The sequence below is a fragment of the bacterium genome (genome assembly GCA_024228115.1).
Classification (GTDB): Bacteria; Myxococcota_A; UBA9160; order UBA9160; family UBA6930.
On sequence record JAAETT010000187.1, the window covers coordinates 1 to 11726 of the forward strand.

Genomic DNA, 11726 nt, shown 5'->3' on the forward strand with positions numbered 1-11726 from the left:
CACTACCTCGCGGCTCTCGATCGCGAACTCGACACCGATCCGACCGACACCGATTCGCCGTTCTGACGAGAAACCAGCACTCGCGCGCGACCACGGCTAGATGATCAGATTTCTACGGTTTCTCGTGATCGCCAACACGCTAGCGGCGAAAGCCGCGTAAGCGAACCCACGTCCAGGTGTTGCGGGGCCTCCAAAGCCCCGGCCGAGCCATTCCGCGCTGGCCGCCCCCCGACCCGCAATCCACGACGAGAAGCGAAGCGGCTTCAGAGACCTATTTCCACCTCACCGCCCGAGGATACGGCGATGCGTGGACGCGAGACGTTGCGGGGGGATCTTGAAGACGGCGCGGTCGTAGGTGAGGAGGCCATTCAACTCGCCCTCGACGTCCGTCGTCTGGGTGTAGATGGCACCGGCCAGCCCCCGCTCCACGAGGCCGCCGATCACCTCCATCAGCGCTTCATAGGCCTCGGCAAAGGCGTCCGGCGTCTCGGCTTCTGCGTAGCCCCAGCCTGCTTCGACGACGACGTGCTCCTCGACGTGCAGCTTCAGCCCGCCGAACTCGCCGTACACGAGAGGGCGATCCGGTTCGAGAGGAGGCAGATCCTTCTCCGCGTTGTAGACGTGGTAGTCGCGGATGGCGCCAGTGCCGGAATCCGTCCAGCCGCTCGGCCCATCGACCAGCCGGGTCGGATCCCGGCGCGCCACATGAGCGAGAATCGTGTCGGTGTCGTGCTGGCCCCAGGCTTCATTGAATGGGACCCAGACGACGATGCATGCGAACGGGGCGAGCGCATCGAGCATGGCGTCGAGTTCACGTCGGTAGGTCGCGGCCACGTCGGCCGGCCGCGTGAAATCGAAGGGCACCTGCTCCGGCCGCTGGCCCTTGCCGAGCTCGCTCAGGAACCAACGCAGATCGAACGGCAAGTTGGGCATATCCTGCCAGACGAGAACACCCAGCCGATCCGCGTGCCAGTACCAACGAGCCGGCTCGACCTTCACGTGCTTGCGGATCGTGTTGAAGCCCATCTCCCTGGTCGCTTCGATGTCGAATGCCAAGGCTTCATCCGTCGGTGCGGTGTACAAACCATCCGGCCACCAGCCCTGGTCGAGTGGCCCCAGGTGGAAGATCGGCTCTCCGTTCAGATGCAAGCGCCAGAACCCGTTCTCATCGCGACCTGTCCCGACCTCACGGGCGCCGAAGTAGCTCTGCACCTGATCGATCCGTGTGTCGCCTTGTACCAGATGGACCTCGAGATCGTGAAGGAACGGATCCTCCGGCGACCAGCGACGAAGCCCGGGAAGTGGAAGCTCGACGCTCGCCTCTCCGTCCACGACGGAAGTCATCGTCCGCGCGAGGGGTTTGGCGGCTGCACGAACCACGATCTCGACCTGAGACCCCGTCTCGATGCGTGATGTGCGCACTCGCACCGTTACCACATCGGGGTCCAACTTCGTCTCCGCAACGACCCGCTCTATGCACAGGTCGGGAACCGGCTCGAGCCACACCGTCTGCCAGATTCCGGAAACCGCCGTGTACTGGATCCCAAAGGGCTCCCGGATCTGTTTGCCAAGCGGCTGCGTCCCCGCATCCGTCGGATCCCAGATGGCAACCTGCAACTCCTGTTCGTCGGCGTCGGCGAGTGCATCGGTGATATCGAAATGGAAAGGATCGAAACCACCCCGGTGCAGCCCGACCTGTTGGCCGTTGCACCAGACTTCCGCTTCCCAATCGACGGCACCGAAATGCAGACGCAGCCGTTCGTGCTCGCCGAGCGCTGGAGCCACGAAGCTGCGCCGAAGCCAGATGCGCTCATCGGGCCCAACCGGTTGCGAGATCCCACTAAGCAAGGACCCGATCGGGAACGGAACCAGGACCTCCTGGTCGAAAGAGGCCGGTGCGGGCGCTTCACGCGGCTGAATCGCGAGCTTCCAGCGGCCGTTCAGATTGGTCCAGCGCTTCCGCCGTAGCTGGGGGCGCGGGTACTCCGGCAGGGGCAGGTCTGGATCGACATCACCCGTCCATCGCGTGCAAAGAGGCTTCATCGGCCGGGGGAGTGTAGGCCAGCAGCCGGCCGGCTTCCCGGAACGCGTGCATCGAAGACAGGACCCGGAAGCGAACCCGAGCCGGGTTCGGATGGCATCAATGCTTGGCGATCCACTCCAGCATCAACCGGTTCACCTCGTCGGGCTTCTCTTGGTGTACGAAATGGCCTGCGCCCTGAACGCGTTCCATCCGATAGCCCTCGGGAAAAGCAGACGCGTCCACACAATCGAAGATGCGCGTATCCATGCAGCCGTCGATCTCCCCGGTAATGGCCAGGGTGGGCACACCGCAAGCCAGGAAGCCCAACCGGCGGACTTCCCGGGAATCCGCGAGAAACGGATTCAACATGGCCCGGTAGTAGGCGAGTGCACTCCACACCACGCCGGGCTCCCGAAAGCTGCGTTTCAGTGCGGCCATGTCCTCCGGATCCCATTCCCAACCGGGCGACCAACTGCGCCACAAGCCCTCGATGAACGCGAAATCCCGGCGCTGGACCACCCGATCCGCCAGGCCGCGCAGCTGGAAGAAGAGCATGTAGGAAGAGTTGCGAAGCTGGACCGGGTAACGGCGAATGCCTTCCTGCACCGCGTTCAGGGGAGGAACGGCGATCATCGTGGCGCTTCGGAAGAGAGAGGGCTCGAGCGCACAGGCCAGATAGGTGACGACAGCGCCCCAATCGTGTCCCACCAGATGGATCGGTTCGCCCGCGCCAAGCTCCCGCGCCCATGCGACGAGATCTCCAGCAACCCGGAGCGGATGAAAATCCGCCACGTGGCGCCGGCCCTGGGAGGAGGGTTCGTAGCCACGCAACATCGGCGCGACGGCTCGGTAGCCGGCTCCTGCGAGTGCGGGCAGCTGGTGGCGGAAGCTCTGGAAGTGATCGGGAAAGCCGTGAACGCACAGCACCGCCGGGCCCTCCCCTTCCGTGAGTGCGGAAAAGACCCGGTTTCCGTGGCGAAGCTCGATCACCCCCCAACGCTAGCCGAATGCTACGACCGCGAGATCGGGGATTCGGCCACCGCAGCATCGATCAATTTCGATACGCAACTTACTGCGTAACTAGCTGTTATTGAACATAGACTCAGTTCGTTCAGTTCTCACCCAAGAATGCCTTGACCCTGCAAAGGGTGGCTGAACGGCTCGACGTCACGCCCGCGGGCCCACGCCTGCACAGGAGAACACATGAGCCAGCACGATCTCGTCATCAGGGGAGGTACCATCGTCAATGGAACCGGCAGCAAGCCGTTCGACGGGGACGTGGCGATCGAAAACGGACGCATCGCCGCCGTCGGTTCGAACGTGGGCGTAGGCTCTACCAAGGAGCGAAGGGCTACCGGGCAACGATCGTCTCAGGAGAGGTGATCTTCGAAAACGGCGAAGCCACGGGCCTGCTGCCGGGGCGTTTGATCCGAGGCGAGCAGCCCGGGGTGTAGCGAGAGGTCTGGATGGCTCCGCATTGGCCCGAGAACAGCCTCGGCGAATTCACCGCGCGCCGTCGACCTGCACGCCACTGAAGGGATTGGACTAGCATGCCTGTCTACATGGTGCTCGAGATTGTCGTGAAGGACCCCTCGATGTACGCAAGGTACGTCGAGCAGGCACCCGCTGTCATCGAGAGCTACGGCGGCCGATACCTGGCTCGAGGTGGACACATCACCTCGTTGGAAGGGGGCTGGAGACCGGAAAGGATCGTGATTCTCGAGTTCCCGAGCATCGAAAGGCTCGAGGCTTGGAATCGGTCCCCGGAGTATCGGAAACTCGCACAGCTCCGCGCAGAAGCGACAGACAGCCGAGCTTTCGTGGTCGAGGGCTACGAACCTTCATAGCCCGGCGTCCATCTCTCGGCGCAACGACCGGCTGACTGACACTCGGGCGCAGCAGCCCATGATACACTTCCGCGAGATTCAGCGTTTCGCGTTCGTTTGGCAGGTCGCCGACAGCCGCTGAACGCCGTTCCACCCGGTGGCCAGGTCAGCGACTTGTCGCACTTCGAGTACGTCACAGTATTCCTTTCGATCTTGTTGGCCCTGGCGGCTGCGGACGTGCTCGCGGGCCTGGGACGTCTCATTCGAGAGCGAGAGCATGTTCGGATCTACTGGGTCCATGTCGCGTGGATGCTCCTCCTGATCCTTGCGGTCACCCAGTCCTGGTGGGCCATCTGGAATGTAAGGGTTCACGAACTCACGAATTTCTTCGAGTTCCTGCTGCTCGTCTTGCCGCGATTGATCTGGGTCCTGGTCGCATTCCTGCTCTCGCCGCCGATTGCCCCGGGCGAAGCCTTCGACCTGCGCGAATACTACTTCCGACATATTCGATGGGTGGCAGCGCTGGCCGCGTTCGGCTTGTTGGGGATCGCCACTTCTCGGGCCGTCCTTGGCGTCGAGCCGCTTCTCAGTCCGGTCAACGGCATTCGCATCATCGCGATAGGGATCCTCGCTTCCATGGGATCCTCCAAGAATCCCAGGCTTCATGAATCGGCCGCGATCGGGATTGGCATCCTCTTGCTTGTTGCGGTTGTCGGTGTCTTTCTGCAACGAACCTAGGCACCCTGCTCATCGCCTGGGCCCAAGCGCGACGATAGACAGAATCGAGGACACCTTGAACCAATCTGAAGAAGCCTTGAGTTTCTACCTGGCATGCCCTCTCCGGCAAACTCCAGCATGAGCGACTCCCATGCCTCATTTTCTGGATCGATCCCGGCCGTCTATGACACTTGTCTGGGACCTCTCCTCTTCGAGTTCTCCGCTGCCGACATGGCCGGGCGCGTGTCCAATGCAATTGGTCATGGGCGCATCCTCGAAGTCGCGTGCGGTACCGGCATTGGAACGGAGTTTCTCCGCAATGCGCTCCCGGGGAACGTCGAGATCGTGGCGACGGACCTCAACCCTGGCATGCTCGAGTACGCGGAGACGCATCGGGGTGCACTTCCAGGGGTGCGCTACGAATTGGCCGATGCCCTCTCGCTGCCTTTCGAGGACCAGACGTTCGACGGAGTCGTTTGTCAGTTCGGCATCATGTTCTTTCCTGACATCGCCAAGGGATTGTCGGAGATGTCTCGCGCCCTTCGCCCCGGTGGCTTCCTCGGGTGCAACGTCTGGGATTCGCTCGAGGTGAATCGGGTCGCTGGAATCGCCCACGAGACCATCACGCGCTACTTCGCCTCGGAACCGCCTGGCTTTCTCGAGGTCCCGTTTGGCTCCTGTCCTCTGGACTCCACCCTCGAGCTCTTCAAAGCTCAGGGTTTCGAGAGAATGCAGGCCCATGTCGTGGACGCGACCATTGAAAGGCCGTCCTCCGAGGAGGTCGCCCGGGGATTCGTCGAAGGCAACCCTGGCATTCTGGAGATCCGCGAGCGGGCGACCGCTTCGCCAGAGAAGATCATCCAGGCCCTCGCCGAGGAACTGGAGCAGAACTTCGGCCCGGCGCCTCTCCGCATCCCCTTGCGTGAGTTCGTCTTCACGGGCAACGCGCCAGGATAGGGGCAGCGACCCTCCTGCATCCATATTCGGTATCGAAGCCTGCTACGGGGCGACGATTTCGGGTCTATGCGAGGATCTCGGGGTGCCCTGGAGGACCCGATGAATCTCGAAGATCTCGACCGCGCCCATCTGATCCATCCCATCACCGAGCTCCGCTCCCACGAGGAGAAGGGCCCGAAGATCGTCGTCGGAGGCAAGGGCATCCGCATCCGTCTCGCGGATGGCCGCTCGCTGATCGATGGCCTGTCTGGGTTGTGGAACATGAACGTGGGCCACGGCCGGACGGAGATCGGCGACGCCGTTGCGAAGCAGATGCACGAAGTCGCCTACTATCCGGGCTTCTGGGACTACGCAACCGAGCCTGCCATCCGTTTGGCCGAACGGCTGACGAAACGCATGCCCGCCGGCAGCGAACTGGACCACTTCCTGTTCACCAGCGGCGGCTCGGATGCCAACGAAACGAATTTTCGGATCGCAAGGCTCTTTCACGCGGTACGAGGCGAGCCCGGCCGTCGCAAGATTCTCTCCCGCGCCCACTCCTACCATGGGATCACCCGTGCGGCGGGAAGCGCCACCCGGCTGCCGGCCTATCACATCTTCGAAGAACCGGACCCGCTTCACATCCAGGTGCCGGCTCCCTACTGCTTCCGCTGCGAACTGGGCAAGGAGCTTCCCGGCTGCGAGATCGCCTGCGCCGACGCCATCGAGGAGGCGATCGAACGGGAAGGCGCCGAGACGATCGCGGCCATCATCGCCGAACCCGTGATGGGAACAGGCGGTGTGATCCCGCCCGCGGACGACTATTTCCCCCGGCTCCGCGAGATCTGCGACCGCCACGGCGTACTGCTGATCCTCGACGAGGTGATCACGGGCTTCGGTCGCACCGGGAACTGGTTCGGCATGGAGCCCTTCAACGCGAAGCCGGATCTGGTGAGCTTCGCAAAGGGCATCACCAGCGGATATCTCCCCCTCGGTGCGGCGGGCATCACCAGCCGGGTATACGAGACGCTTCGCGACGAATCACCCAAAGGCCTGCCTTTCATGGTCGGCCTCACCTACAACAACCACGCAGCCTGTTGCACCGCCGCCCATGCCAACCTCGACATCCTCGAGCGCGAGGGACTCATCGAGAACAGTGCCGAGGTCGGCGGCTACCTCCTCGGACGTCTACGGGACACCATGGGAACCCATCCCCTCGTGGGCGAGATCCGCGGAATCGGAATGTTCACGGCCATCGAGTGGGCCCGGCCTGGAACGAAGGAGCCAGCCGGCGAAACGCCCATGGCGTTCCCGGCCGCGATCGCAAGCCGCGCGATGGAAAAGGGCTTGATCATGAGGGCCCTGTGGGAGTGCACGGCCCTCTCGCCGCCGCTGTGCACGACCCGCGAGGAAATCGACGAAATCATCGACATCCTGGTGGCCTCGGTAGACGAAGTCTCTCCGTGAGCGAAGCGCGGTTTCCATATCTGGAGATCAGCCCGTGGGTGGAAACGCCTGAGGACCTGCAATCCCCGCTCTCGGAAAGCCTGCGCTGCGATGTGGTCGTGATCGGAGGTGGATACACGGGGCTCTCCACTGCACTGGCGCTCCGCGAGCAGGGGGCTTCGGTGGCCGTTCTCGAGCAGGAGTTCGCGGGTTCGGGCGCCAGCGGACGCAACGCCGGCCACCTCACTCCGACGATCGGAAAGGACATCCCCACCCTGCTGCGCCTGTTCGGCCGTGAGCGGGCTTCGCGCCTCGTGCGTTTTGCCGATGATGCCGTCCGCTTCACCGAAGAGACGATTCGCAAGCACGGCATCGATTGCGACTACGCAGCGTCCGGGAACATCATGGCGGGCGTGCATCCGAAGCATGGGCCCCGCCTCGAAAGAGCTGCCGACACCGCCCGCGAACTCGGTGCCCACGTCCGGTACCTGCCCGAGAGCGAAATGAACGAGCGCGGCCTGCCGGACGTCTTTTGCTGCGGTGTGTTGGAAGAGTGCGGTGGTACCTTTCACCCGGGCCGCTATGTGATGGGCTTGCGCCGAGCGGCTCTCGCTGCGGGTGTTCGACTGTACGAGCGCTCACCGTTGCGTGAGCTCGTGCACGGCGCGCCGCTCACCGCCTACTCCGGCGACGGCGAGATCGTGGCCGACCACGCGGTGCTCGCCACCAACGCCTATACGCCCTCGACGGGATTGAAGAAGCGCCTCGTCACACCCCTCCGGGTTTCGCTCTTCGAAACCGCGCCGCTCGACCCGGTGCAGCGCGAAGCCCTCGGCTGGGCCGGGCGCGAAGGCATCTACACCTCCCACGAGACCCTCGAGAGCTACCACTTCACGAAGGCCGGAACGATCGTCGGTGGCTCCAAGACGATCCGTTATGCCTGGGGGCGCGGCCTTGCCGACGGCTATCAGCCGGCCATGTTCCGCACGATCGAAGACGCCATGCGCGAACGCTTCCCCCAGCTGGGCGCGCTCCCCATTCGCCACTTCTGGGGCGGCTGGATCGGCCTGAACCTGGATTTCCTGCCCGCCCTCGGCACCACCGGTTCTCACCGCAACATCCACTACGGCCTTGGTTATGCGGGTCACGGCGTTGCCCAGGCTACGCTGATGGGCCCGCTCCTGGCAGAGCAGATCGCGGGGCGGGCGCATCCCGCCGCGGAAGCCCTGCTGCGCCGGGAGCCGCCCGGGCTTCCGGAGCCCCTGATGTGGCTGGGCGTGAAGCTCCTGACCGGGGTCTTCGACCTGATGGACCACCGAACGGACCGGCAGGTTCGCAACGCGAGGCGCGCGTAGCCCCAAGAGACAGCCCCCACCAGGATTTCCGGGGCCGACCCGGTCGTTCTGGTCTGGCCGCGCCCAGCGTGGCACCATCGCACCGACCTCCGATCCATCGCATCAAACTCCCATGAAGGGGGCATCCCATGCAGCAACTCTCCGGTCTCGACAACAGTTTCCTGGTGACGGAAGTGGGCGGGATGCTCGGCCACGTCGGCTCCCTCAGCTTCTTCGATATCAGCGGACTCGGCGGACGCAGCTTCAAGGACGCGCTTCGCGCCACGCTGGAAGATCGACTCCACCTGCTCGGCCCCTACCGTCGACGCCTGGTGGAGGTGCCCCTCGAACTCGACCGTCCGTTCTGGATCGAAGATCCGGATTTCGACCTCGACTTTCACCTCCGACATATCGCCGTGCCGCCGCCGGGCGACGATCAGCAGATCTCCGAACTCGTATCGCGCATCCACGCCCGAGCCCTCGACCGCTCGAAGCCCTTGTGGGAGGCCTATGTGATCGAGGGCCTCGCCGACGATCGCGTCGCCCTCTACACGAAGATCCATCACTGCACGATCGATGGGGTTTCCGGTGCCCAGATGAGCCAGGTACTGCTCGATCGCGATCCTGCCGGCGATGTCGTGCCGGCACCCGACGAGCCCTGGAAGGCCGACACGATTCCGGGAACCGGCGAAATGATGGCCCGGGGCATGATGGGGTTGATCTCCCAACCAGGACGGCTCGCGCGAACCAGCTACCGGACGGCCCGCGGTTTGTGGGAGAGCAACGAGGCCCTCGGTGCGGCCGCTCGCACACTCGGGCTCGACAAGATTCCGCTCGCGGGCGGCTGGCTGATCCCGAAAGGGGACGAGGTGGACGCCGACCGCATCCCCCAGACCCCTGCGCCTCGCACGTCCTTCAATCGCTCGATCACCTCCCACCGACGCTTCAGCTTCTTCTCCATGTCGCTCCCGCGCGTGAAGGCGCTGAAACGCGCTCTCGGCGTGACGTTGAACGACGTCGTGATGGCGGTCTCGGCTTCAGCGCTGCGAAACTACCTGATGGATCGGGGTGAACTCCCCGACGACCCGCTTGTGGCGATGGTTCCCGTCTCCGTGCGCAGTGAGACGGAGACGAACGAATACGCCAACCGGGTGACCAGCATCCTGGGCGAACTCGCCACGGACGAGGCCGATCCGATCGAGCGCGTCCAGCGGATCCATCATGCGATGGCGCGGTCCAAGCGAATGCAGCAGGCCGTCCCCGCAACGATGCTCACCGACTGGACCGAGGTGCCCGCCCCGCTGCTTCTGGGCCAAGCAGCCCGAATCGCCGCGCGCACCAAGATCCTCGATCGCATGAACCCACCGTTCAACGTGACGATTTCGAACGTTCCCGGGCCGCGAGAATCCCTCTATTGCGGGGGCGCCGAAATGCTCACCTACTATCCGGTCTCCGTCGTCGCCGAAGGCCAGGGGTTCAACATCACGGTCATCAGCTACCGCGACCACCTCGACTTCGGTGTGATCGCCTGTCGCGAACTCGTCCCCGACGTATGGAAGTTCAAGGAACTCTTCGCGGAGGGACTCGAAGAGCTGGAGAAAGCCGCGGAGGCGCTCGAACCTGCTGGTTGAGGCAATGCCTCCACCAGGCGGCGAGGCCAACGGTTCACCCCCCGCGCGCCTCAATGGAGAGCTACGCTGCCGGTACCCCGGGTCCCGAGAGACACCCGGTGAACCAGCCTCGATCTGCAACGCCCCCCAAGCTGCTCGACCGCGTAAGAACTGCGCTCCGTGTCCGCCACTACGCTCTGCGAACCGAACAGGCCTACATCGCCTGGATCCGGCGATTCATCTTCTACCATCATGTCCGACATCCGAATGACATGGGTTCCGTCGAGGTCATCGAGTTCCTGTCTCACCTCGCCGTCGATCGCCACGTAGCGGCGTCCACGCAAAATCAAGCACTCGCGGCCCTCCTGTTCCTCTACCGGGAAGTCCTCGGGCGTCAGCTCGAAGGGCTCGGCAGCGCGGTTCGAGCGCGAGCACCCAGGCGCCTGCCGGTGGTCATGACCCGCGATGAAGTGCGCGCCGTCCTCTCTCTGCTACGGGGTGAACACGCCCTGATCGGCGGGCTCCTGTACGGATCTGGTGTGCGGCTGCTCGAATGCTTGAAACTGCGTGTCAAGGATCTCGACGTTCCGCGCCGCCAGCTCATCGTGAGAGAAGGCAAGGGGAATCGTGATCGCGCGACTCTTCTGCCATCCTCCCTCGAAGAACCCCTCACCCAGCACTTGGCACGCGTACGAGACATCTTCGAGCGCGACCGTCGATCCGGGACCCCGGGAGTCGCCCTTCCGAGTGCACTCGAACGAAAGTACCCCAACGCAGGGGCCGAGTGGGGCTGGCATTGGGTCTTCCCCGCCGCGCAGCTTTCCCGTGATCCACGCTCAGGGATCGTTCGCCGGCACCACCTCACGGAAACGGGCCCGCAACGCGCCGTTCACCGCGCTGCCGCGCGCGCCCACCTGGGCAAGCGCGTCTCCCCGCACACCTTTCGGCACTCCTTCGCAACTCATCTGCTAGAGGACGGCTCCGACATCCGAACCGTCCAGGTGCTCCTCGGCCACAAAGACGTCCGAACAACGATGATCTACACCCACGTCCTCGACCGCGGCCCCCTGGGCGTCCAGAGCCCCATCGACAAACTCTGACCCCCGATCCCCTTCCGCATCTTGTCCAGCCGCACGATATCCTGCGGCCGGATATCGTGCGGCTGGACAAGATGCGGAAGGCCGTAAGCTTGCGGAATTGCTTCACTCCTTCGAAATTGCATCGCGCAAAGTGGTGTATAGTCGGCTGAACCGGGCAACCCGTCCGGTTGTCGAATACTAGTTAGGCAGCGTGTTGGGTCGACGTAGCAGATACCCCGCCCTCGCCTTGGCCAGCGCATCTTGTATCGCCGTACTCGGTTGTCTGGCTGGATCAGAGAATTCGGCCTCGCGGAAATCAGCCGACGAGAAGATTGCCGAAATTATCGCTGTCGCTTGTGAAGACCCTTTACTCCACGATTGCTGCGCCGTTCCCGACCGGTACCTCGGACCACCCTGTGGTGATCCCGCCCTATCGACGACACAGACGCATTGCGAAGTTGACCGCGAACTCGAAAAGCAGAGACTCCTCTTCGGTTGCTTGGAGTATTGCGGTGCCTCCGGGGGCACTGCTTGCATTGGCGATGGCTACCAGATCCCGTGGCACACGTTCTAGCTACGCTGCCTAACAAGCAACCGTGGCTCGTAGATCCTCTTAACAGGGTGCTGAAAAAACCCGTGCTTCACTCCTTCAAATGGTAGAAAAGAGGCGGGGGTAGAGGGAATGCGGGGAAGCGATCGAGAGCAGGGTTCGATGTTCAGCTACGTAGCGCTGGAAGACCGGATTCCGGCGGATC

Annotated in this window: 9 protein-coding genes; 7 read left to right on the forward strand and 2 right to left on the reverse strand. The window is 63.6% G+C overall.

Annotation, left to right across the window (positions count from 1 at the left end):
• Window positions 1–282: 282 nt before the first annotated feature.
• Window positions 283–2136: a beta-galactosidase gene (locus tag GY937_09300; GenBank protein MCP5056903.1), complete on the reverse strand. Its 1854-nt coding sequence runs from the start codon at window positions 2134–2136 to the stop codon at window positions 283–285.
• A gap of 4 nt (window positions 2137–2140) precedes the next feature.
• Window positions 2141–3013 (reverse strand): alpha/beta hydrolase, encoded by an 873-nt coding sequence (locus GY937_09305; GenBank protein ID MCP5056904.1) that lies wholly within the window; start codon window positions 3011–3013, stop codon window positions 2141–2143.
• A gap of 560 nt (window positions 3014–3573) precedes the next feature.
• On the opposite strand from GY937_09305, the gene GY937_09310 reads away from it, so the two are divergent.
• The 7 genes from GY937_09310 to GY937_09340 all read left to right on the forward strand — a co-directional run bounded on the left by GY937_09310 (window position 3574) and on the right by GY937_09340 (window position 10992).
• Window positions 3574–3870 (forward strand): DUF1330 domain-containing protein, encoded by a 297-nt coding sequence (locus GY937_09310; protein MCP5056905.1) that lies wholly within the window; start codon window positions 3574–3576, stop codon window positions 3868–3870.
• A 96-nt stretch (window positions 3871–3966) separates the two neighbouring features.
• Window positions 3967–4587, forward strand: a complete 621-nt coding sequence (locus GY937_09315; protein MCP5056906.1) for a hypothetical protein — start codon at window positions 3967–3969, stop codon at window positions 4585–4587.
• Between the two features lie 117 nt (window positions 4588–4704).
• Window positions 4705–5523, forward strand: coding sequence for a methyltransferase domain-containing protein (locus GY937_09320; GenBank protein ID MCP5056907.1), 819 nt, complete (start codon window positions 4705–4707; stop codon window positions 5521–5523).
• A 99-nt stretch (window positions 5524–5622) separates the two neighbouring features.
• Entirely contained in the window at window positions 5623–6969 is a 1347-nt protein-coding gene (locus GY937_09325) for an aspartate aminotransferase family protein (protein MCP5056908.1), read from the forward strand.
• Window positions 6966–8303, forward strand: coding sequence for an FAD-dependent oxidoreductase (locus GY937_09330; GenBank protein ID MCP5056909.1), 1338 nt, complete (start codon window positions 6966–6968; stop codon window positions 8301–8303). The genes GY937_09325 and GY937_09330 overlap by 4 nt, the downstream gene beginning before the upstream one ends.
• Window positions 8304–8431: 128 nt before the next feature.
• Complete coding sequence (locus tag GY937_09335; protein MCP5056910.1) at window positions 8432–9913, forward strand: wax ester/triacylglycerol synthase family O-acyltransferase; 1482 nt, start codon at window positions 8432–8434, stop codon at window positions 9911–9913.
• Between the two features lie 53 nt (window positions 9914–9966).
• On the forward strand, window positions 9967–10992 hold the full coding sequence (locus tag GY937_09340) for an integron integrase (GenBank protein ID MCP5056911.1): 1026 nt from the start codon (window positions 9967–9969) through the stop codon (window positions 10990–10992).
• The last annotated feature ends 734 nt before the right edge of the window (window positions 10993–11726 follow it).

What these genes read in the sequence shown, in the direction of transcription:
- GY937_09310 (MCP5056905.1), top strand. Translation starts at nt 3,574, where the DNA reads ATGCCTGTCTACATGGTGCTCGAGATTGTCGTGAAGGACCCCTCGATG.
- GY937_09320 (MCP5056907.1), top strand. Translation starts at nt 4,705, where the DNA reads ATGAGCGACTCCCATGCCTCATTTTCTGGATCGATCCCGGCCGTCTAT.
- GY937_09325 (MCP5056908.1), top strand. Translation starts at nt 5,623, where the DNA reads ATGAATCTCGAAGATCTCGACCGCGCCCATCTGATCCATCCCATCACC.
- GY937_09335 (MCP5056910.1), top strand. Translation starts at nt 8,432, where the DNA reads ATGCAGCAACTCTCCGGTCTCGACAACAGTTTCCTGGTGACGGAAGTG.
- GY937_09340 (MCP5056911.1), top strand. Translation starts at nt 9,967, where the DNA reads ATGGAGAGCTACGCTGCCGGTACCCCGGGTCCCGAGAGACACCCGGTG.